Source organism: Methylobacterium aerolatum (assembly GCF_022179085.1).
GTDB classification, from domain to species: Bacteria; Pseudomonadota; Alphaproteobacteria; order Rhizobiales; family Beijerinckiaceae; genus Methylobacterium; species Methylobacterium aerolatum.
Map to the genome: position 1 here is coordinate 74,992 of NZ_BPQE01000007.1, position 21,512 is coordinate 96,503.

At 69.7% G+C, this 21,512-nt stretch carries 22 protein-coding genes; 11 read left to right on the forward strand and 11 right to left on the reverse strand.

Going from position 1 to position 21,512, the window contains the following annotated elements:
- Window positions 1-21: 21 nt before the first annotated feature.
- The 3 genes from MFF06_RS05320 to MFF06_RS05330 all read left to right on the forward strand — a co-directional run bounded on the left by MFF06_RS05320 (window position 22) and on the right by MFF06_RS05330 (window position 1,994).
- Window positions 22-687: an HAD-IA family hydrolase gene (locus tag MFF06_RS05320; RefSeq protein WP_238201973.1), complete on the forward strand. Its 666-nt coding sequence runs from the start codon at window positions 22-24 to the stop codon at window positions 685-687.
- A 60-nt stretch (window positions 688-747) separates the two neighbouring features.
- Window positions 748-1,539 carry an ATP12 family chaperone protein gene (locus MFF06_RS05325; RefSeq protein ID WP_238201974.1) on the forward strand — a complete coding sequence of 264 codons (792 nt, stop codon included), beginning with the start codon at window positions 748-750 and terminating at the stop codon, window positions 1,537-1,539.
- Window positions 1,540-1,676: 137 nt separating this feature from the next.
- The gene (locus MFF06_RS05330; RefSeq protein WP_238201975.1) at window positions 1,677-1,994 is read left to right on the forward strand and encodes a hypothetical protein; all 318 of its coding nucleotides are present in this window, start codon (window positions 1,677-1,679) and stop codon (window positions 1,992-1,994) included.
- A 69-nt stretch (window positions 1,995-2,063) separates the two neighbouring features.
- Here MFF06_RS05330 and MFF06_RS05335 read toward each other — a convergent pair whose 3' ends face one another.
- Together MFF06_RS05335 and MFF06_RS05340 are read right to left on the reverse strand one after the other, a co-directional pair.
- On the reverse strand, window positions 2,064-2,549 hold the full coding sequence (locus tag MFF06_RS05335) for a glutathione peroxidase (RefSeq protein ID WP_238201976.1): 486 nt from the start codon (window positions 2,547-2,549) through the stop codon (window positions 2,064-2,066).
- 99 nt (window positions 2,550-2,648) lie between these two features.
- Complete coding sequence (locus MFF06_RS05340; RefSeq protein ID WP_238201977.1) at window positions 2,649-3,194, reverse strand: hypothetical protein; 546 nt, start codon at window positions 3,192-3,194, stop codon at window positions 2,649-2,651.
- A 222-nt stretch (window positions 3,195-3,416) separates the two neighbouring features.
- Between MFF06_RS05340 and MFF06_RS05345 the strand changes: the two genes are divergently transcribed.
- Window positions 3,417-4,802, forward strand: coding sequence for an aminotransferase (locus MFF06_RS05345; protein WP_238201978.1), 1,386 nt, complete (start codon window positions 3,417-3,419; stop codon window positions 4,800-4,802).
- Window positions 4,803-4,914: 112 nt separating this feature from the next.
- Here the strand turns inward: MFF06_RS05345 and MFF06_RS05350 are convergent, their stop codons facing one another.
- On the reverse strand, window positions 4,915-9,009 hold the full coding sequence (locus MFF06_RS05350; protein WP_238201979.1) for a Pls/PosA family non-ribosomal peptide synthetase: 4,095 nt from the start codon (window positions 9,007-9,009) through the stop codon (window positions 4,915-4,917).
- Window positions 9,010-9,186: 177 nt separating this feature from the next.
- On the reverse strand, window positions 9,187-9,774 hold the full coding sequence (locus MFF06_RS05355) for a histidine phosphatase family protein (RefSeq protein WP_238201980.1): 588 nt from the start codon (window positions 9,772-9,774) through the stop codon (window positions 9,187-9,189).
- A gap of 95 nt (window positions 9,775-9,869) precedes the next feature.
- Between MFF06_RS05355 and MFF06_RS05360 the strand changes: the two genes are divergently transcribed.
- Complete coding sequence (locus MFF06_RS05360; RefSeq protein ID WP_238201981.1) at window positions 9,870-10,862, forward strand: PPK2 family polyphosphate kinase; 993 nt, start codon at window positions 9,870-9,872, stop codon at window positions 10,860-10,862.
- 110 nt (window positions 10,863-10,972) lie between these two features.
- Here MFF06_RS05360 and MFF06_RS05365 read toward each other — a convergent pair whose 3' ends face one another.
- Window positions 10,973-12,196, reverse strand: a complete 1,224-nt coding sequence (locus MFF06_RS05365) for a serine hydrolase domain-containing protein (RefSeq protein ID WP_238201982.1) — start codon at window positions 12,194-12,196, stop codon at window positions 10,973-10,975.
- A 139-nt stretch (window positions 12,197-12,335) separates the two neighbouring features.
- On the reverse strand, window positions 12,336-12,569 hold the full coding sequence (locus MFF06_RS05370; protein WP_238201983.1) for a hypothetical protein: 234 nt from the start codon (window positions 12,567-12,569) through the stop codon (window positions 12,336-12,338).
- Window positions 12,570-12,715: 146 nt separating this feature from the next.
- Here MFF06_RS05370 and MFF06_RS05375 point away from each other — a divergent pair, with 146 nt between their 5' ends.
- The gene (locus tag MFF06_RS05375; RefSeq protein ID WP_238201984.1) at window positions 12,716-14,188 is read left to right on the forward strand and encodes an MFS transporter; all 1,473 of its coding nucleotides are present in this window, start codon (window positions 12,716-12,718) and stop codon (window positions 14,186-14,188) included.
- Between the two features lie 55 nt (window positions 14,189-14,243).
- Here MFF06_RS05375 and MFF06_RS05380 read toward each other — a convergent pair whose 3' ends face one another.
- The 3 genes from MFF06_RS05380 to otsB all read right to left on the reverse strand — a co-directional run bounded on the left by MFF06_RS05380 (window position 14,244) and on the right by otsB (window position 16,555).
- Window positions 14,244-14,483, reverse strand: coding sequence for a hypothetical protein (locus MFF06_RS05380; protein WP_238201985.1), 240 nt, complete (start codon window positions 14,481-14,483; stop codon window positions 14,244-14,246).
- A 243-nt stretch (window positions 14,484-14,726) separates the two neighbouring features.
- Window positions 14,727-15,749, reverse strand: a complete 1,023-nt coding sequence (locus tag MFF06_RS05385) for a glucokinase (RefSeq protein ID WP_238201986.1) — start codon at window positions 15,747-15,749, stop codon at window positions 14,727-14,729.
- Between the two features lie 62 nt (window positions 15,750-15,811).
- A complete protein-coding gene (gene otsB, locus MFF06_RS05390; RefSeq protein ID WP_238201987.1) occupies window positions 15,812-16,555 on the reverse strand; it encodes a trehalose-phosphatase in 744 nt (247 codons plus the stop codon).
- A 315-nt stretch (window positions 16,556-16,870) separates the two neighbouring features.
- Between otsB and MFF06_RS05395 the strand changes: the two genes are divergently transcribed.
- Both MFF06_RS05395 and MFF06_RS05400 read left to right on the forward strand, forming a co-directional pair.
- On the forward strand, window positions 16,871-17,074 hold the full coding sequence (locus MFF06_RS05395) for a hypothetical protein (protein ID WP_370876610.1): 204 nt from the start codon (window positions 16,871-16,873) through the stop codon (window positions 17,072-17,074).
- A 40-nt stretch (window positions 17,075-17,114) separates the two neighbouring features.
- Window positions 17,115-17,486, forward strand: coding sequence for a DUF6894 family protein (locus tag MFF06_RS05400; protein ID WP_238201988.1), 372 nt, complete (start codon window positions 17,115-17,117; stop codon window positions 17,484-17,486).
- Window positions 17,487-17,531: 45 nt separating this feature from the next.
- On the opposite strand, the gene MFF06_RS05405 is transcribed toward MFF06_RS05400, so the two are convergent.
- Window positions 17,532-17,975, reverse strand: coding sequence for a DUF488 domain-containing protein (locus MFF06_RS05405; RefSeq protein WP_238201989.1), 444 nt, complete (start codon window positions 17,973-17,975; stop codon window positions 17,532-17,534).
- Window positions 17,976-18,179: 204 nt separating this feature from the next.
- Between MFF06_RS05405 and MFF06_RS05410 the strand changes: the two genes are divergently transcribed.
- Both MFF06_RS05410 and MFF06_RS05415 read left to right on the forward strand, forming a co-directional pair.
- Entirely contained in the window at window positions 18,180-19,052 is an 873-nt protein-coding gene (locus MFF06_RS05410) for a glycoside hydrolase family 25 protein (RefSeq protein ID WP_238202010.1), read from the forward strand.
- A 129-nt stretch (window positions 19,053-19,181) separates the two neighbouring features.
- Window positions 19,182-19,982 (forward strand): Crp/Fnr family transcriptional regulator, encoded by an 801-nt coding sequence (locus tag MFF06_RS05415; protein WP_238201990.1) that lies wholly within the window; start codon window positions 19,182-19,184, stop codon window positions 19,980-19,982.
- A gap of 22 nt (window positions 19,983-20,004) precedes the next feature.
- Here the strand turns inward: MFF06_RS05415 and MFF06_RS05420 are convergent, their stop codons facing one another.
- A complete protein-coding gene (locus MFF06_RS05420; RefSeq protein ID WP_238201991.1) occupies window positions 20,005-20,388 on the reverse strand; it encodes a VOC family protein in 384 nt (127 codons plus the stop codon).
- Between the two features lie 184 nt (window positions 20,389-20,572).
- Here MFF06_RS05420 and MFF06_RS05425 point away from each other — a divergent pair, with 184 nt between their 5' ends.
- Window positions 20,573-21,499 carry a DnaJ C-terminal domain-containing protein gene (locus tag MFF06_RS05425; RefSeq protein ID WP_238201992.1) on the forward strand — a complete coding sequence of 309 codons (927 nt, stop codon included), beginning with the start codon at window positions 20,573-20,575 and terminating at the stop codon, window positions 21,497-21,499.
- Window positions 21,500-21,512: the final 13 nt, after the last annotated feature.

Consider the following 21,512-nt stretch of genomic DNA (forward strand, 5'->3'; position numbering starts at 1 on the left):
CACGACGGGACCGGTAGGGCGATGAGGCTCGTCGTCTTCGACGTCGATGGAACGCTGGTGGACAGCCAGCACCTCATCGTCGCCGCGCAGGCCGTGGCCTTCGGCGAGGTCGGCCTGCCCGCCCCCGAGCGGCACATCGCGCTCTCCGTGGTCGGGCTGTCGCTACCCCAGGCGTTCCGGCGTCTGGTGGGGCAGGACGGACCGATCGACGAACTGTCCGAGCGTTACAAGCAGGCCTACAACCGCCTGCGCCAGGACCCGGAGAACGAGGAACCCCTGTTTCCCGGCATGGCGGACTTGGTCGAACGGCTTCATGCCAGCGAAGGCGTCGTCCTGGGCATCGCGACCGGCAAGTCCCGGCGCGGGGTGGACCGCCTGCTCGACCATTTCGGCTGGACCGACTGGTTCGTTACCACCCAGACCGCCGACGACGCGCCCTCTAAGCCCGATCCGGCCATGCTCCGGCGCGCCATGGCGGAGGCCGGAACCGCACCCGACAGCACCACGATGATCGGCGACACCACCTTCGACATCGCGATGGCGGTGGCCGCCGGCGTGGCGCCAATCGGCGTCTCCTGGGGCTACCACAGGCCCGGCGCCCTCTACGGCGCCGGCGCCGTCACCGTGGTGGACGACGTGACCGCCCTGGCGGCCCTCCTGCCGGTCGCGCCGGAGCGGGGCGTCTGAGGGAGACCCGCGCGAAAAAAGCCCCTCGCGGGGTGGGGCCGAAACGCCTATGTCCCGCCCATGAGCGACACGACGCGAGACTGGCTCGGTGAACCGGGCGACGGGACCAGGCCCGATCCGATGAGGGCGGCGCGCACGGGGGCGAAGCCCGCCCTGCCGCAGCGGTTCTACAAGCAGGCCGGATATGCCCCCGCCGAGGGCGGGTTCCGTCTCACCCTCGACGGGCGCCCGGCGAACACGCCCGCCCGCAGCCCCCTCGTGCTGCCGAGCCGGGAGCTCGCGGAGGCCGTCGCGGCGGAATGGGAGGCCCAGGCCACCGCCATCGATCCGGCGACCATGCCGCTCACCCGCCTCGCCAACACCGCCATCGACGGTGTCGCCGCCCGCCGGGAGGCGGTGGCCGACGACCTCTGCGCCTATGCCGGCACCGACCTCCTCGCCTACCGCGCGGCGGAGCCGGATCGCCTCGTCCGGGCGCAGGCGGAGGCGTGGGACCCGATCCTCGCCTGGGCGCACGAGGCGCTCGGGGCCCGGCTGATCCTGAGCGAGGGCGTCATGCACGTCTCGCAGCCGCCCCAGGCGGTCGAGGCGCTGTCCCGCGCCGTCCGGGCGGTGGACGATCCCTTCCGACTCACGGCCCTGCACACGCTGACCACGCTCACCGGCTCGCTGATCATCGCCCTCGCGGTCCTGCACGGGCACCTGCCGGTGGCCGCCGCATGGGAGGCCGCCCATGTCGATGAGACCTACCAGTTCGCGGTCTGGGGCGGCGACGAGGAGGCCGAGGCCCGTCTCGCCACCCGCCGCGCCGAGTTCGAGGCGGCGGCGCGGGTGCTGGCCGCGATTCCTTAACCGGCCCTGCCCTGGTTCAGATGCATTTGAGCCACATTGTTGCCCGGCTTTGACCAATTCGGAACGGTTCGAAAATCGGCCCTGGCGTTGGTGGCATCCACTGAATTAACATTGGATTCGCCAGATCAAGTACGCCGATGAACACCAATCCGCCGCACGAACATTGCCTGAGCCGGGAATTCGATGCTCTCCTCGCGCGCGTGCGTGAGCAGCGCGATGCCCAGGCGCGGCATGATCTGTTCACCGCCCTCCTGGCGCTCGAGCGCCGGGCCGGCGTCGCGGAGGTCAGCGACCGGTTCCTGCGGCAGATCTCCGAGGCGCGGTTCCTGGCCGGCATCCTCCGCGAATCCGTCGCACCCATCGCCTATGCCAGCCCGCTCGCGGCGCGACGCGCCCTGGGTCCGATGGCGCGCACATCCGGCGCCCAGGATCTCGACGCCGTCAACGCCGCCTGAGACGCACCGCGCGGCCCATGTCTCTCGGCGCGGCCCCTGTCGCACGACCGCTCCTGCCGGTCGAAGGGCTCATGCCGCCAAAGCCCCGTCGATAGCCTCCGACAGGGAGGCGGGCGACTTGGCGGGGGCGAAGCGCTGGAGCACCCGGCCGTCGCGGCCGACCAGGAACTTCGTGAAATTCCATTTGATCTTGCGGGAGCCGAGGAAGCCGGGCTTCGCCCGGGTGAGGTAATCGAAGAGCGGCTCCGCCCTCGGCCCGTTCACATCGACTTTCGCCATCACCGGGAAGGTCACCGCGTAGGTGAGCGAGCAGAAGCGGGCGATCTCGGCCGCGTCGCCCGGTTCCTGCTTGCCGAACTGGTTGCAGGGGAACGCGATCACGCTCAGGCCGGCGGCGGAGCGGGACAGGAACAGGCTCTCCAACCCCTCGTATTGCGGGGTGAAACCGCAGCGCGAGGCCGTATTCACGACAAGCAGGACCCGGCCGCGGTACTGGGCGAGGGGATGGGGCGAGCCGTCCGCCGCGCGCACCGTTAAGTCGAAGACGCTTGGCATGTCCGGGCGCTCACCTTCGATCAAGGGGGCCGGGGGCCCCTCTGGACAGGAATGAGCGATAACGCGGCTGGGCCGATTCGGATCGCCCCGGCGATGGCCTCACGCGATGGCCGCGGCGCGCACCTTCTCCACGTCGAAGGTCGGACCCTGCGGCGAGGCCCGCTCGCGGGTGACGATGCGCTCGTCTGGCGCGATGGTGCCGAGGGGCACGTCCCGGTCCGGCAGCACCATCGTCGTGGTCTTGTTGACGTGGACGAAGACGTGGCGCTTCAGCGGGACGGAGGCCGCCGCCCAGCGCTTCAATTGCCCGTAATAGGGCTCGCGCTTCCAGGCGCCGGCCTGTCCCGGATCGACCTGCACGTTCATGTTGCGGGTCACGGCATCGAGGCTCAGCACCATCTTGGCGCGCTCCGGTTTCCATTCCGGGCCGAGCCAGCCCTCCGTCATCCAGAGGCAGTGGAAGGCGCGGCAATGGTCCGGTCGCGTGGCGTGGATGGCGCAGCCCCGGCCCGAGAGGGTGTGGCGGCACCATTGCCCCGCGATGCTCTCGACGGCCGGCACGTCGTAGACCTTGCAGCACAGGGTGCAGGTTCCGCAGGCCCGTCCGGGGGCGGGCTTCGCGACGATCTGTTCGGGGCTCAGCATCGGTGTCTTGCGCGGTCCGGCCTGCGTCCCGGGCGACGAAGGGCCGGGTTCGCGCCCCTTCCTGCGCATCCATCGTGCCGGTAGTGTGGCGCCTCATCCGCTAGTGCAGTGACGCAGTCACTTCGTTCATGCGTGTCTGCACTCGCTAGTTGTTCTTGCATCAATTTTTCCAGTCTCGGCTGACGCCTCCGACTGGATCGATGCACTAGGAGCTGCGCCCGAATGCTCTCGAACCTCGCGACCCGCGACGTCGAAACGCTGCTGCATCCCTACACGAACCTGTCGGCCCACCGCCGGACGGGTCCGCTCGTGCTGGAGCGCGGCGAGGGCGTGCATGTCTTCGACACCGAGGGCAAACCCTACATCGAGGGCATGGCCGGGCTGTGGTGCACGGCGCTCGGCTACTCGAACGCGGAACTCGTGGAGGCCGCCCGCGACCAGATGGGCCGCCTGCCCTTCACCCACCTGTTCTCCGGCCGCAGCCACGATCCGGCGATCGAACTCGCCGAGACCCTGAAGGAACTGATGCCGGTTCCGACCTCGAAGATCTTCTTCTGTTCCTCAGGGTCGGAGGCGAACGACACGCAGGTCAAGCTGACGTGGTACTACAACAACGCCCGGGGCAAGCCCGGTAAGAAGAAGATCATCGCACGCCGGAAGGGCTACCACGGCGTCACCATCGCCAGCGCGTCGATGACCGGGTTGCCCGCCAATCACATGGAGTGGGACCTTCCCCTCCCCGGCTTCCTCCACGTCTCCACCCCGCACCACTACCGGGGCGCGGAGCCCGACGAGACCGAGGAGGCGTTCTCCGCCCGCCTCGCCGCCGAACTGGAGGAGGTCATCCTGCGCGAGGGGCCGGAGACGGTCGCCGCGTTCATCGCCGAGCCGGTCATGGGCGCGGGCGGTGCGATCGTGCCGCCGAAGGGCTATTTCCCGGCGATCCAGGCGGTGCTGGCCAAGTACGACGTGCGCCTCATCGCGGACGAGGTGATCTGCGGCTTCGGGCGGCTGGGCACATGGTTCGGCGGGCAGGCCCTTGAGATGCGAGCGGACAGCTTGTCCTTCGCCAAGGCCCTGACCTCGGGCTACATTCCCCTGGGTGGCCTCTCCATCGACCCCGCGATGGATGAGGCCCTGATCGGACAGAGCGAGAAGCTCGGCGGCTTCGGCCACGGCACCACCTATTCCGGGCACCCGGTGGCCTGCGCCGTCGCGATCAAGACCATCGCAATCTACAAGCGCGATCGGGTGATCGAGGGCGTGGCCGCGAAGGCCCCGCACTTCCAGCGCCGCCTCTCGGCGCTCGCCGAGCACGCCATCGTCGGCGAGGCGAAGGGCATCGGCCTGATCGGCGGCCTGGAGATCGTCGCCGACAAGGCGAACCGCCGCCAGTACGATCCCAAGGCCGGCGTCGCCGCCCGGTGCGTGGCCTTCGCCCAAGAGGAAGGGCTGATCGTCCGCTTCCTCGCCGGCGACCGGGTGGCGGTGTGCCCGCCGCTGGTCATCACGCCCGACGAGATCGACGCGCTGTTCGACCGGCTGACACGGGCGCTGGACCGGACGCGGGATTGGCTGCGGGCGGAGGGGTTGGAGGCGGTGGGGTAGGCCCAGGCCTCACCGTCACCGCGGGTGATCGTCCGTCATTGCGCAGAACGCGAAGCAATGACGGGAGCGGCGAGCCCATATTTCGCTCGCCATGGGGAGGGACGCTCGCCCCTCACCCCGCCTTGTGCAACACCGGAACGGCGGGCGCGCCCTCCCACTCGGTATTCGCGGGAATCGATTCCGCCTTCATCACGATGGTGAGCGGGCGCAGGCGGGCGTAATCGCCGACCTTGGTGTCGTAGAGGACCGTCGAGAAGGCCCCCACCGACACGCCCCGGCCGAGCACCACCCGGCCGACCTTCATGATCCGGTCCTCGTAGAGGTGGGTCTGGAGGGCGGAGACGCGGTTGATGGTGCAGAAGTCGCCGATCGTCACGCAGTCGAACTCGGTGATGTCGGTGGTGAGCATGCACACCCCCTGCCCCACCTTCACGCCGAACAGGCGCAGCGCCCAGGGCAGGAACGGCGTGCCCTGGAGATGCTCCAGCAGCACCTTGCCCGCGAGGCCCCAGTAGGCGACGGCGATGGCCTCGGTGCGCATGGCCCACCACGACCACATCGGCCGCATCCCCGGTTTGTAGACGCCCATCAGCGCCCACTTCATCAGGATGACCGCCGAGGACTGGATCAGCGCGATCACGACGCTGACCACGATGAAGCTGATCGCCAGCCCCGACCAGTCGCGCATCAGGATCGCAGGGTAGAAGTACCAGTCGATCGCGGTGATCGCGAGGGTGATGTACAGCATCGGCGAGAACGAGGTCGAGAACGCCTCGAAGATGCCGCGCCGGGCCTTCGGCCACAGGCCGGGCTCGTAGGTCTGCGCAGTGGAGCCGAGATCGACCTTCTGCCGGGCCGGCAGGCGGATCGGCGGCGAGCCGAACCACGTCTCGCCAGGCGCCATCGCCTCGTTGGCCGGCGGCTTCGACTTGATGCCGATGAGCACGTCGTCGGGGATGACCGCGCCCGGCGCCACCACGGCGTCGTTGCCGACGAAGACCCGCGCACCGGTCCGCACGGGGTGGAGATGCATCCAACCCCGGCGCACCTCCTCCTCGCCGAACACCACCTCGTCGGCGATGAAGTTGCGGGCGCCGACCTCCGCGAGGTCGTAGCGCCCGGCGAGGTTGGTGGAGATCTCCGCCCCCTCGCCCATCCGCGCGCCCATCAGGCGGTACCACGCCCGCATGTAGACGGTGGCGAAGAGCGAGGCCAAGGTCTCGAGCGTCACCTCGACGGCCAGCGCCAGGGACCACTTCCGGAGGTAGAACAGCGAGTGGACCGAGAAGGTGCCGTGCCGGGTCCGGGGCAGGATCAGCCAGCGGATGCCGGTGATGAGCAGCACCGTGCCGGCGGTCATCAGCATGGCGGTGGGCCATGTGAGGATCGGCAGGTACCAGTGATAGTCGACGTCCGTGACGTCAGAGAGCGAATCCGAGATCTGGTCGAAGATGAAGAAGGCCGGGAAGATCGGCAGCAGCCCCACCGCCGGGATGGCCCCGAGCAGCAGGATGTAGGCAGCCATGAAGGCGGCCCGGCGGCCGGAGGTGGCCTCGGAGGGCGCGGGCAGATCCGCCGTATCCGCCATGCCGACCTTGCGGCCGGGCGAGCCGTCCCACCGCTCCCCCGCGCCGACGCGGGTGCCGGTGGGGATCGTGGTGAGGTCCGCGATCTCCGCCTGCGCGCCGATCACCGTATCGTGCGAGACGACGCAGGACGTGCCGATGGCGGCATCCGCGCCGATCTCGACGGAGCCGATGACGAGTTCGTTGCCGACGATCTCGGCGTTGGCGATCACCAGCCGCCCGCCCAGAGAGGCGCCCTCGCCCACGGTGAGGAGATCGGGCGCGCCGATTTCGATGTCGGAAATGAGCGCGTCCTTGCCGATCCGCGCGCCCATCAGGCGCAGGTACACGGCGATGGCGGGTGAGCCCTGGAGCCACTTCACGTGAACCAGGGGCGCGAGTCGCTGCGCCAGCCACCAGCGGTAATAGTAGACGCCCCAGAGCGGGTAGCGGCCGGGCTTGGTCCGGCCGAGGACGAGCCATTTGCCCGCCACCGCCACCGCCGCCGTCACCGCGTTGATGGCGATGTAGACGAGGAGCAGCACGCCGAGTTCCGCGAAGAAGCTCAGGCCCCCGCCGGTCAGGAGCAGGTAGGTGACGAAGATGCCGAGCCACTGCACCGTGGCCAGCGCGATGACGAACGGCAGCGCCACCGCCTGGGCGAGGCCGCAGAGGGCCCGGCGCAGGAGGGGCGGCGGCGCGAAGCTCAGGTCGCGGACGGCGGCCTCGGCGCCGACGCCCCCCGTGCGCTCGATCAGCGTGTCCGCCATCGCCCGCAAGGTGCGCTTGGCGTAGACGTCGGGCAGGGTGATGCCGGCGAGCGCGGGCGTCTCGCGCACCGCCGAGACGAAGCGGGCGGCGAGCAGCGAGTGTCCGCCGAGGTCGGCGAAGAAGTCGCCCTCCAGGGGGATCGGCTGGGCGCCGAAGATCTGCTTGGCGGCGGCCAGCAGCGCGGCCTCGGTCTCGTTGGCGGGCGGCTCCTGCTCGCCGTCGGCGGCAACGACGGTGAGCGGCGCGACCTTCAACGCCTTGCGGTCGACCTTACCCGAGGTGAGGCGCGGCAGGGTCTGCGTCACCTCGAAATGGCCCGGGACCATGTAGGGCGGCATCTCGGCGGCGAGCCGCTTGCGCAGCGTGGGCGTATCGAGCGTCTGCCCCCGTTCGGGGATGAGGAAGGCCACGAGCCGGTCCACGCCGTCGTCGGAGCGGAGCACCACGGCCGCCTGATTCACCTCGGGCACGGCGCGGATGCGCGACTCGATCTCGCCGAGCTCCACCCGGAACCCGCGGATCTTCACCTGATCGTCGATGCGCCCGTGGAAGACGATCCGCCCGGCGGCGTCGAGGGAGACCGCATCGCCCGAGCGGTAGAGCACCGGGTCGGTCCCGTCGGAGCCGAAGGGGTTGGCGATAAACTTCTCGGCCGTCAGCTCGGGACGCTGCAGGTAGCCCTTCGCGACGCCCGGCCCGCCGATCAGCAACTCGCCCTGCTCGCCGCGCCCGAGGAGCTTCAGGTCCTCGCTCGCCACGTAGACGGAATAGTTCGGGATCGGCCCGCCGATGGTCACCGGCTCGCCGGGCTTCATCTCGGCGGCGGTGGCGACCACCGTCGCTTCGGTGGGACCGTAGGTGTTGAAGAGCTGGCGTGTCGCGGTCGCCCATTTAGCGATCAGCGGCTCCGGCAGCGCCTCGCCGCCGAGCAGCACGAGGCGGACCTTCGGCAGGTCGCCGGTGATCATGGCGAGCAAGGTCGGCACCGTGTCGAGCACCGTGATGCCGTTCCCGGCGATGATGCCGGGCAGGGCCTCCACGTCGCCCATCATCGACGGGCTCGCGACGAACAGGGTCGCGCCGACGAGGTAGGGAACCCAGATCTCCTCCATCGAGAGGTCGAAGGCCACCGAGGCGCCCTGGAACACCACGTCGTCGGCGCGCATCCCGTAGAGGGCGTTCCCCGAGCGCAGGAAGTGGCAGATGTTGGCGTGGGTGATGACGATGCCCTTCGGCACCCCCGTCGAGCCCGAGGTGTAGATCAGGTAGGCGGGGTGGCCCGGCGTGAGTCCCTTGGCGCGGGCGTCGGGCACGAGGGCGTCCGCCGGGGTCGCGGCGTCGAGGGCGGCGGGCGTGAGGGCCTGTACGCCACCGGGGGCCTGGGCTTCGAGGGCGGGCGAGACGAGGAGCGCCTTGGCTGCCGCGTCACCGAGGCAGATGCCGACGCGGTCCGCCGGGGCTTCCGCATCGAAGGGCAGCCACGCGGCTCCCGAGAGGGTGATACCGATCTGTGTGACGAGGAGGTCCGGCCCCCGCGCCATCCAGAGGCCGACGACGTCGCCCGGCCCGATGCCCCGGTGGGCCAGCCCGGCGGCGATGCGGCGAGCGCGGGCGGCGACCTCGGCATAGCTCAGGCCCGGATGAAGGCCGCCCGCCGCGAGACTCGCGCCGTCGATGAGGCAGGGATGATCGCCCCGCGCGGTCGCGGAGGCCAAAAAGATCTCGCCCAGCACCTCGTTGCGGACGAGATCGGGCCGCGAGTCGCCGCGCAGGATCGCTGCGCCGTCCGTCGGGCGCGCCGAAGGCGCCCCGGCGCCGGGCCGGGATGCCTCGGCGAGGTCGCTGGCCGAGTGGCTGGCAAGGTCGCTCATGCGCTGCTCCGCTGCCGGCCGCTTCCGCCGGCGCCCCGCATCGGGCGCCTATAGCCCGCCGATCGTGCCGATAGCGAGGCGGCTTTGAATCGTTCTTGAACGATGGCGGCGACAATTTCCCGACCGTCGCCATTGCGGCACAGGGCCGAAACCCCCGGCGCGCCCTCCCCGAGGGTGTCAGGCCCAGCGCCACCCCTTCCCATCGACGACGAGAACCTCGCCCTGATGGATGCCGAGTCGCGGCGCGGCATAGATGTCGAGCTGGCCGAGGGCCACCAGCATGGCCCGGGCGACGCCGCCATGGGCCACCACCACGGCGCGCGGTCCCAGTTCGGCGAAGACCGGCCCCACCCGCTCGACGAGCATGGCGTAGCTCTCGCCGCCCTGCCCCGGCGGACGATGGGACCATCGCATCCGGTCCCGCTGCGAGGCCGCCGACGGGTCGCGGCGGCGGATCTCGGCCCAGGTCGATCCCTCCCAGGCGCCGAAACCGATCTCGCGCAGGCGCGGATCCGTGCGATAATCCTGCGCGGGCAAGCCGAGGGCCGTGCGCATGATCTCCATCGTCCGGCGTGTGCGCAGGAGCGGGCTCGCGACGAAGTCGAGGCCGGCGAGGTCGTCCCCCGCCAGGGCGGCCAGACGCGGCGCGACGGCGGCGGCCTGCGCCTCGCCCGCGGCATTCAGATCGATGTCGCGGCTTCCCTGGAGACGGCCCTCGGCGTTCCAGCCCGTCTGCCCATGCCGGATGAAATAGATCGTCTGCACCACCCCAGACCCACCACCGTCCTGCCGGCCCCGGAACGAGGAGAAAGCCCAGCCGTTCCGCACCTGCACAGCAACGCCCCCACAGGCTTCACCGGATGTCCAAGAAGCACGGCAAGCGCAAGATCGGCCAGATCGATCCGGTGACGCAGGTATCAGACCATGGGCCGCTCGCCCACGGCCAGACCCGCCCGCCCTCCACAGCCTTGTGGGCCCACGCCGGTGACGCCATCGCGACATTGATGCCCGGGGCCGTGCGCGCGGCGACCTCGTCCCCCGTGAAACCCGCGGCGGGCATCGTCGTCCCCGGCGGCGGCGACCGGTTCGCCCTGGAGGCGGTGGAGACCAAGCCCACCCCAGCCTTCGACAAGGACTGGGCCGAGGAGGCGCTGAAGCATGAGCGCGAGCGCATTTCCACCCTTCAGGAGCGCCTCTACGCCGAGCAATCGCGCAGCCTGCTGCTGATTTTCCAGGCCATCGACACCGGCGGCAAGGACGGGACGATCCGCAGCGTCCTGAAGGGCGTGAACCCGCAGGGCTGCGCGGTCACCTCATTCAAGGTGCCATCGGCCGACGAACTCGCCCACGATTTCCTCTGGCGCTACCACGCCCGCACGCCGGCGCGGGGCATGATCGGCGTGTTCAACCGCAGCCACTACGAGGACGTGCTGGTGGTGCGGGTGAAGAAGCTCGTCTCCGAGGACGTCTGGGCGGCGCGCTACGGCCAGATCAACGACTTCGAGCGGATGCTCGCCGCCTCGGGCACGGTCATCCTGAAGTTCTTCCTGCATATTTCGAAGGACGAGCAGAAGGAGCGCCTGACCGCGCGTCTCGCCGAACCGGCCAAGCACTGGAAGTTCGACCCCGCTGACTTGGTGGAGCGCCAATCCTGGGACGCCTATCAAGATGCCTTCGCCGACGCCCTCGGGCGCTGCTCCACGCCCTACGCGCCGTGGCTCGTCGTGCCCGCCGACCGCAAATGGCTGCGCAACTACCTCATCGCCAAGACCGTGGCGGACACGCTGGAAGCGATGGATCCGCAATTCCCGGCATCGAAGCAGGACCTCTCCGGCATCGTCGTGCCGGATTGACGGCTGTGACCGTCATCGCGCGCCCGGAGGAGCGATTCGAGGGACACGCCACGCTCTGAGACGGCCCGCTGCCCGCGGTTGCCTCGCCTCGCCGGCCAGCCTGGAGGCACTCAATCCACCAGCGCGGCGTAGGTCAGCACCCGCAACTCCTTGCGGATCGGCAAGGCCGAGGACGGGATGAGCTGGGTCATCAGCACCACGGCCAGATCCTCCGACGGGTCGATCCAGAAGGCGGTGGAGGCGAGCCCGCCCCAGGCGACCTCGCCGGGGCTGCCGACGATCTGCGCCGCCGCCGGGTCGAGCATCACCGAGAACCCGAGGCCGAAGCCGATGCCGGTGTAGGAGGTCTCCGCGAAGCGCGGCGTGCCCATGGAGGCGAGGTCGCCGCCGAGATGGTTCGCGAGCATGAGAGAGACGGTCTTGCGGCCGAGGAGCCGCCGGCCGTCGATCTCGCCGCCGTTCAGGATCATCCGGCAGAAGCGGTGGTAGTCGCCCGCCGTCGAGACGAGGCCGCCGCCGCCGGAGGCGATGGCGGGGGGCTGCGCGTAGGCCGTCTCGACCGAATCGTCGTAGCGCCGGAGTTTGCGCTCCCGGTCGTAGATGTAGCAGGCGCAGAATCGCGGCATCAGGTCCGGCCGGACATGGAAATCCGTGTCGGCCATGCCGAGCGGCGCGATCACCTCCTCCCGCAGGTAGTCGGCGAAGGGACGTCCCGACAGGACCGCCACGAGATGACCCAGCACGTCGGTGGCCACGCTGTAGTTCCAGGCGCTGCCCGGCTGGGCGAGAAGCGGCATCGCGGCGGTGCGCGCCGTCATCTCGGCCAGCGTGCCCTCCCGGGCGAGGAAGTCGATCCCCTTCTCCCGGTAGGCGGCATCGACCAGCGTCGCCTCCATGAAGCCGTAGGTCAGCCCGGCCGTGTGGGTGAGGAGGTCGCGGACGGTGATGGCCCGGCGGGCCGGTTCGGTCTCGATCTTCGCACGGTTGCCGCCGACGGCCACGCGCATCTCGGCGAATTCGGGGAGGAACCGCGCGACCGGATCGTCGAGCTGGAACAGGCCCTGCTCGTAGAGTTGCATCACCGCCACCGAGGTCAGCGGCTTGGTCATGGAATAGATGCGCGTCACCGTGTCGAGGGTGAACGGCGTGCCGCGATCGCGATCCGCCTGTCCGCAGGCGCGGGCGAAGACGGTCTGCCCGCGCCGCTGCATGGTGACGGAGAGGCCCGCGAGACGGCCCTCCGCCACGAGGCGGTCCATCCACGGCGCGATGCGCGCGAGGCGCTCCGGGCAGACGCCCGCCGCCCGGGGATCGGTCTCGGTCATCGCGCCCATCGCTTCGCCTCGTCTCGCGCCGGAAGTCTCGGTTCGGGCCGGGACGCGCCGGAGGCGGAGCGCCCTTTCGCCCGTTCCGGGACGGTCTACGCGTTCGCAGGGCGTCGCGCGAGCGCGAGGCCGGACTGCGCCGGACCACTCAGCGGATGCGGGCGGGGCTCGGGTCGCTCCAGTGGGCGGCGCGCTGCGGATCGGTGCCCTTGCGGCCTGCGGCCTGATCCTCCTGCGGCGCGTCGGCCGGAAGCGCGGGGCGCAGGGTCCAGCCGTCGAAGGCGGCGGCGGCCACCGCCGGAGCCGCCACCGGATCGGTGGCGCCCGCCGGGGCGGCGAGGCCCGTCGCCGCGAGGAGAACGACACAAAAAACAGTTTTCATGGACGGTCACCCGGCGAGATCGACCTAGGTTTGAGCCAGGGTGATGAACGCGAGATCGAACCAGATGGTGCAACCCTCCGTTGCTCACATCAATTCTTAGTCGCGGTAAACGCTTCATAACAACCTAAAGGCGGGGGTTCGACGGAATGGCAACCAAGGTCGAGGGGGTGTCCGGCACACCGGAGCGGGCCGAGATCGGCAGTGTCGTCGACACGGACATCGCGGGACGCCTCGACCGACTGCCCTGGGGACGCTTCCATGTCCTGGTCATCGTGGCGCTCGGCATTACCTGGGTGCTCGACGGCCTCGAAGTGACCCTGGCGGGCTCCCTCGTCGGTGCCTTGCGCCAGCCGCCCATGGCGTTCTCGGAGTTCGATATCGGGCTCGCGGCGTCTTCCTACCTCGTCGGCGCCGTCACTGGGGCGGTCGGCTTCGGATGGCTGACGGACCGGATCGGGCGGAAGAAGCTGTTCTTCATCACCCTCGCCCTATACCTCGTCGCCACGGCGGCGACCGGCCTGTCGTGGAACGTCGCGAGCTTCTGCTTCTTCCGCTTCCTCACCGGGGCGGGGATCGGCGGCGAGTACACCGCGATCAATTCGACCATCCAGGAACTCGTGCCGGCCAGCGCTCGCGGCTGGACGAACCTCGTCATCAACGGGTCGTTCTGGATCGGGGCAGCCCTCGGCTCCTTCATGTCGATCGTGCTGCTGAAGCCCGACGTGATCGACCCGGCCTGGGGCTGGCGCATCGCCTTCCTGACCGGCGGCGCGATCGGTCTGGTGATCCTGTTCCTGCGGCGCTGGATCCCCGAGAGTCCGCGCTGGCTCGCGACCCACGGCTACGTCGCGGAGGCCGACCGGGTGGTGTCGGAGATCGAGAAGCGCTTCACCGACGCGGGCGTGACGCTGCCGCCGCCGGACCCGAAGAAGCACACCAAGGTGCGGGTCCGCCACCACACGCCGCTCTTGGAGGTCGCCAAGGCGATGTTCGTGACGAGCCGGAAGCAGACCATGGTGGGCCTGTGCCTAATGGTGGGGCAGGCGTTCTTCTACAACGCCCTGTTCTTCACCTACGCCTTGGTCCTCGAACGTTTCTACCAAGTGCCCGGCGAGCAGGTGGGTTGGTATCTCCTGCCCTTCGCGCTGGGCTCCTTCATGGGTCCGGTGGTGCTGGGCCGACTGTTCGACACGGTGGGTCGGCGACCGATGATCGCCTTCACCTACGGCATCTCGGCGGCGGCGCTGGTCGGTGCAGGCTACCTGTTCCTCATCGACGCCTTCGGCGCTTGGGGGCAGACGATCGTGTGGATGGGGGTGTTTTTCTTTGCCAGCGCGGCGGCCTCCTCGGCCTATCTCACGGTGGCGGAAACCTTCCCCCTGGAGATCCGGGCGCTGGCCATCGCGGCCTTCTACGCCATCGGTACGGGTGTTGGGGGCGTCTCGGGCCCGCTGCTGTTCGGCACCCTCGTGGAGGGCGGATCGCGGGACTACGTCTTCTATGGCTACCTGATCGGCGCGGCGCTGATGGCGGTGGCGGCCGTGGTCGGCGGAATCTGGGGGACGGCCGCCGAGGGGCGCTCCCTGGAGGATGTGTCGAAGCCGCTCGCGGCGGCCTGATCCCCGCCTGCACGGGGAGGATGGCGAGGGATCGCCATCCTCCCCGATGCGGCCTTTACCGGTCCGCGAGTTCGATCTTGGCCGTGGCGGCAGTGACCCGGCGCGTGGCCGGGGTGGCGGCGACGGGCTGGGGGACCACGGTGAGTTCACCCGCCGGACGGACGACCTGCGTGGGACGCGCCTGATCGCGGACGATCGGCGGCGTGACGTGGAAGTGGTCGTCGGCCGAGGCAACGCCCGCCGCGAGGGTCGCTGCGGCGAACGCCGACGATGCGAGGATGAGAATCGTGCGCATGTGAGCTCCGATGCGTCACCGGGACGATCCGGCAACGCTGTTAGAGCACGGGTTCGCTGCGACGCGGTGTGCTAATATCGCAATGCAACAAAGCGCCAACGAGTTACATTCGAGGGCATATTGTTCCATTCCCTCACCGGCCAGGTGAGAAGCTTTGCCGGTCTATCCATGCATCAGGCGCATGATGGCAGGTGCGGCCGGCCGTCCGAGCCGTGAAACACTATGGAACGAAGCCGACGGTTCTCAGCTCCCTTCCCCGTTCCGCCAGACCTGACCGTGGTAGACGAACGCATCGCCCTCGCTGGCGAGCGCCGCGAGGCCGTTGAAGGCCGGGTCCTGCACCGTGATCACGCTGGTGGGGATGGCGCGCATCATTCCCGCGAAAGGCGCCTTGCGTTCGAAGGCGTCGCGGAAGGCGCCTTCCTGCAGAACCTTGAGGATCCGGGGCGCGATGCCGCCGCCGATGTAGACGCCGCTCGTCGCCAGGAAGGTGAGCGCGAGGTCGCCGCAGACCCGTCCCAACAGCCGGGAGAACAGGGCGAGGGCCTCCGCCGCGTGCGGGTCCGAGGCGTCCAGCCCCGCGGCGGTGATCGCGGCCGGATCGAGCTTGTCACGGGGTCGCCCCGTCCGCACGTGGGTCACCGCTGCGTGGAGCCGGGCGAGGCCGGGGCCCGAGAGCACCGTCTCGACGGTGATGCGGTCCTCGACCCGTTCCAGCACGTGCCAGACCTGTTCTTCGAAGGCGTCCGCCGGGCCGAGCTCCGTGTGCCCGGCCTCCGTCGAGACGATGGCGAGGTGCGCGGAATAGGGGACGAGGGCCGCCGCGCCGAACCCGGTGCCCGGCCCAAGCACCACGCGCGCCCCGCCCGGGACGGCAGGGCAAGGACCGACGGGGGTGAGATCGTGCGGCTCGATCCCCGCCGCGCCCGCCGCGACGGGCACGTAGTCGTTCACCACCACCATGGAGGACAGGCCGAAATCCCGGCCGATCCGTTCGCCCGCGACCTTCCAGTGCGCGTTCGTGAGTTGCACCTCCGGCCCATCGATCCGCCCGGCGATCGCGAGGATCGCGGAGCGCGGTGGCGGTGAGCGGCTTCCGTCCTTGGCGAGGGCGGTGCGGATGGCGGAGGAGGGGTCGGCGTGTTCGGCCGTCGCCTCGTGCGAGAGCAGGCGCGGCTTGGCCCCGCGCGTCTCCACGAGGGCGAAGCGCGCATTGGTGCCGCCGACATCGCCGATCAGGACCGGAAACTCGAAGGTCGTCGCCATGCGGGTCGTTCCCTTGTGTGCGGTTCGGCGGGTCCGGCGCGGGCGGACGGCTCGGGTGCGCCTCAGGCGGCGGGCAGCGTGTCGAGGTCGATGGCCTCGCCCCGCGCCCAGGCGCGCAGCAGGGCGCGCACGGTGGCGGGATCCGGCAGGCGGCGCGTGGCCACCGTGTCCCCGTCCCCGACGCGGATCGCGACGCCTCCATCCTCGGTGACGCTCGCGAAGGCGATCTCGTCGGTCTTGTCGTCACCGAGGAAGACCGCCCGGCGGCCGGCATAGGGGGGCTGTTCGAGGAAGGACCGGATGGCGACGGCTTTCGTCGCCCCCACGGGCACGATCTCTCCCACGGCCTTGCCGAGCTGGAGGCGGTACGCGCCGCCGAGCGCCTCCGCCGCCTGCCGCACGAGGGCTTCGGCGCGCACGGCATCGGCGGGATCGGCGAGGCGCCAGTGGACGGCGACCGAGGCGCCCTTGTCCTCGATCAGCACCTGCGGCAGGGCCCGCGCCTCCGCCTGGAGGCGCGCGACCTCGGTCCGCAGGGCCGGATGGTCCTCCGGCCGTCCGCCGGTCAGGGCGCCGTCGACCCGCCGCTCGACGCCATGCAGGCCGGCCGCATCGATCCGGGCGGGCGCCAGGAACCCGTCGAGCTGCGCCACCGGCCGCCCGCTCACGAGGGCGAGGGCCCCGCCAAGCCGGTCCCGCAGGGCCAGGAGATCGTCCACGAGGCCCGGCTCCACCGTCACGGCTTCGGGCCGTGGGGCGATATCCACCAGCGTGCCGTCGAAATCGAGAAAGAGGGCGATGTCCATCGCGTCGGTCCTGTCAGGACTGGCCGCGGGCGCGGCGTCCGTCTCGTCGGGCGGGGCGGGTGTCGGGTGGAAGCGGGAAAACGCCGGAGATTCAAGGCACTGGCGCGTCCTCCCCTCGCCCGGCGATGCCGGGGGACGATCTACCACGGGCGGCGAGCCGGGCAAACGCCGTGCCGCGCATCCGTTCCGGGCCTTCGCGAGGATGGCGGCGGCGGCGGGTCCGTCCTCGCAATCCACAGGAAATGCGAGGTGCCCGATACGCTCTGGTAACGCTAACCCGGCGAGTCTGGCCCCCTTCCGTCGCGGATCGTGGACATGATGACAAGCCAGAAGCTCGCCGAGGAACTCAAGCGCATCGCGACGGCTCAGGTCAGCGACATCACGCGGGCTGTGAAGGAAGGTCAGAAGTCCATCGCCCTCAACGAGGTCCGGGACATGGCGCGCCGCCTGTCCCTGCTGGCCGATGCCTTCGATCCGAAATCCGCCGCCGAGCCCGCCGCCGACGCGGAAGCGGCCTGATCCGGGCCAGACGCCCTCCGGGACACGAGAGCCCCGCCCCATGCGCGCCTATTTCAACATCGTCCTCGACGGACAGGTGCTCCCCGATCCGGTCGGTCAGGAGGTCGTCGACGAGGCCGAACTCCGGGCGGCGGCCTTCGTCGTCGTCCGTGCCCTGGTGCAGCGCTACGGCGGCGCGGCCCAGCTCCTCGACGCCTCCCTGCGCGTCACCGACGCGGACGGCGCGGTCCTCCTCGCCCTCTCGTTCTTCGAGGCCCTGTACCTGCCGATCGAGGTGAAGGCCGATCCCAACCGGCGCCGGACGACCCCGCGCGACCGTGAGGGGCCGACCCTGCCGGGCGCCGCCCTCTCCTTCTTCAGGCGGGTCGGCGATGCGGTGAGCGCCAGGGTCCAGAGCCGCTCCGGCACCTGAGACGCGTGACGGACGGAGCGGCGGACCCACGCCGCTCCGTCCGGCTCAGCCGAACAGGTCGACGACGGCGAAGCCCCGCTGAGCCAAGCGCTCCGTCAGGATCCGGCGATGGCACCGCGCGGGGTCGCGCTCGAAGCACAGCAGGCAGACCGGCGCGCCCTCGGCCAGGGCGGCGAGCCCGTCGAGTGCCGCGATCCCCTCCGCCGTCTCCAGAACCTCCTCGCAATAGATCCTATGCAGCAGGGCGGCATCGTCCGCCCGCGCGGCCTCGCGGCCGGCCTTCGGCGTGCCGAGTTGCCGCCAGTGGCTGTAGCCGAGCCCGGCCTCCTCCAGCCCGGTCCTCAGGGCGTTCTTGGAAAAGCCGCGCTTGCGGGAATTGGCGACCGCCCGGACGTCGGCGAGGACGGCGACGCCAGCGCCGCGCAGGGCGCCCGTCAGTCGCTCGGGATCGAGCCCTTCGTAGCCGATGGTAAAGAGAGTCTTGCCCACGATCGACCGATCCGAACTGTCTTGCGGTATCGGCACTTAGATGCGCCGGGCGTCGCCGCCAACCCATCCGCCCCTTGCCGATGTCACTGGCATGCAACGGCTTGCGGAATTCCGCCGCAATGTTCGCAAAGGTCCGTTAACCGCGCAGGGGCCATCGATTACGCCTGACTTTGGCGCTTGTCTTGGAAGCGGGCTGTAGCACTGATGACGCGGGATCGAGTGTTTGCCCTGTCCCCATCCGGCGCGCGGCGTCCCGGCCTCCGCGCAGTCTTGTGGGCGTCGCGCCGGGCGGTCGCCGTGGCCGTCCTGGCCGGGCTCGCCGCCTGCTCCTCCAATCCCGACCTGTATCCCACCAAGGGCGATGCGAAGCCGCATCCCGGCGTCGCGAAGGCGAAGCAGCACCCGATCCAGGGAATCGACATCTCCAAGTGGCAGGGGCCCGTGGATTGGGCCTCCGTCCGCAGCGCCGGCACGCAGTTCGTCTTCATCAAGGCGACCGAAGGCGGAGACCACGTAGACGAGCGCTTCCGCGCCAACTGGGACGGCGCCGGGGCCGCGGGCATCCCGCGGGGCGCCTACCACTTCGTTTTCTGGTGCCGCTCCGCCCGGGAGCAGATGGACTGGTTCAAGAGAAACGTCCCGAACGATCCGAGCGCCCTCCCCCCGGTGCTCGACGTGGAGTGGAACGGCCATTCCCAGACCTGCCCGCGCAAGCTCCCGAAGGAGCAGGCGCTGGCCATGATCACGGAAATGCTCCACGAGATGGAGCGGTATACCGGCAAGCGGCCAATCATCTACACCGACATCACCTTCCACAAGGACGTTCTGGAGGGTGAGCTGCCGGATTACCCGCATTGGCTGCGATCCACGGCCGCCGAGCCTGAACAACGTTTCTCGAACCGCAAATGGATGCTGTGGCAATTCACGTCCACCGGGCGCGTTCCGGGGGTTCGGGGCGATGTCGACCGAAACGCATTTTATGGCACGCCGTCCGATTGGGCCTCGTTCCTGTCGACGGACTGCGATCCGAGGGACCACAAGCGGTTGTCAACGTTAGGTGTTTGCACCGATAAGTAACATCTCTGCAACGGACGTCATCATAACGACGACTGCACACCCATTAGACATATTCCAGTTCACAATCTGACAGACGACCTGTCTGCCGGCCGCTACAGAGAGGGGCGAAGGCAGACTGTTAAGACAACGATGCAAGCCGATATCGCCTCCAAGCCCGACGACAATCTTTTATTAAAGTCGTTGAGTGTGACGGATCGCGAGTTGATCGTCCCGCATTTGCAGCCGGTGACCTTCGCGAAGGCGGAGAGCATTTTCACGGTCGGTTCGCCGGTGACGCAAGTCACGTTCCCCTGCCGCCATACGGTCGTGACCCTGATGGTCGCGACCCGCGACGGCCGGAGCGCGGAGACCGCGACGGTCGGGCACGAAGGCGCGGTCGGCGGCGTGGTGAACCAGGGCTACCTTCCGGCCTCGACCTCCGCAATCGTGCAGATTGGCGGTCCGGCCCTGCGGATCGAGGCGGCGCTTCTCCGGGAAGCCAGACGTCGCTCGCCGCAGATCTGCGACCTGATGATTCGCTACTCGGATTGCCTCCTCGCGCAGGTGCTGCAATCCTCGGCCTGCAACTCCCTCCACCCGATCGACCAGCGGTGCCTGCGCTGGCTGCTGACGCTACGCGACCGGATCGGCTCGCCGTCGCTGCCGGTCACGCACGAGCTGCTGGCCGGGATGCTCGGCGTCCAGCGGACCTATCTCACTCGGATCCTGCGGAACCTGCAGAACCAGGGGCTGATCACCGTCGGACGGGGCCGCATCACCGTGAGCGACGTCGGCCGGATGGAACGCGCGGCCTGCGAGTGTCACGGCCGGGTGCGCGATCACTTCGAGACCGTCCTCGGCGCCGTCTATTCCGACGACGGCCTGGAGCGGATCGAACGGCGCGAGACGGATGCCGTTCCCGCCCCTTCGGAGTCCCTGGGGCGGCGCTGAGGCACCGCCCGGATCGGGGGCTTCACGTCGGCGATCGTTGAAGTACCTCGATCAGCGCGCCGTCCGGTCCCTCGAAGAAGGCGATGCGCAGGTTGGGGCCCCGCGACGAGATGCCGGCGCGGACCGGAACCCCGCGGCGGGTGAGGTCTGCGAAGGCCGCATCCAGATCATCCACGGCCAGGCCGATATGCTCGATGCCGAGGCTCGGCGTCGGCCCGGTGGGGTGAGCCTCGTCCCCCGCCTGCTCGATGAACACCGTCAGGCCGCCGAGATCGAGGACGACCCGTTGCACGAGCTCGCCGCCGATCCGCTCCCGTTCGACGGCGCCGAACGTCGCGGCATAGAAGCCGGCCGCCGCGACGGCATTGCGGCTGCGCAGGTGGACGTGATCGCACCGATACTGCATGCGTGGGCTTCCCGTTCTTCGTGACGTTGACGGGCGCTCCGGGCGCCCTTCTCCAGGGTGTCCACCGCCGCCGCTTGACGGCGGGGACGATCGCGCAGAGTTTTGCCGGCACGACCGTTGCAGAAGTACAACACGCCGTCCATATGGATAGCGATCCCGCTTCCCCGAAAGCACCAGACGACCGATGCGTAACCCCTACGACGTCCTGGGTGTGACCAAGGCCGCCAGCGAAGCCGACATCAAGAAGGCGTATCGCAAGCTGGCCAAGGAATACCATCCCGACCGCAACAAGAACGACCCCAAGGCGAAGGACCGCTTCGCCGAGATCAACGCGGCGTATGAGATCCTCGGCGAGGCCGACAAGCGCAAGCAGTACGACCGCGGCGAGATCGATGCGGACGGCAAGCCTCGCGCCACCGGCTTCGAGGGGTTCGGCGGCTTCGGCGGAGGCGGCGGTGGCGGGCGCGGCTTCGACTTCGAATCGATGGCGCGCAGCGGGCGTGGGGGCATGGGCGGAGGAATGGGCGAGGACATCTTCTCGCACATCTTCGGCGAGTCCTTCAGGGCCGGAGGGGCCGGGCCGGGCGGTCGCCAGCCCTCCAAGGGCGAGGACGTCTCGGCCGAACTCGTCGTGACGCTGGAGCAGATCGGCGGCGAGGAGAAGCTGCGCCTTAACCTGCCCACCGGGCGCGAGGTCGACGTCATGATCCCCCGCGGCGCAGTGGACGGTCAGACGATCCGCCTGCGCGGCCTCGGCCACCCGGGCGGCCCGCGCTCGGAACCGGGCGACGTGCTGCTCACCATCCGCGTCCAGCCTCATGCCCGGTTCAAGGTCGAGGGTGCGGACCTGCGCGTCAGCGTCGAGGTGCCGCTGGAGGATGCCATCCTGGGCGGGACCATCCGCGTGCCGACACTCACCGGCGCGGTTGAAATGAAGATGCCGCCGATGACGAGTTCGGGAAAGACCTTCCGCTTGCGCGGAAAGGGCCTGCCGAAGAAAGACGGCACCCGCGGCGATCTTCTCGCGACCACCGCAATCGTCCTGCCCGAGGGCGAGGATACGGCCCTCGCGGATTATGCCCGCGGTCGCCGCGCCGCCAAGGCTGCCTGACGGGCCGGCGGGG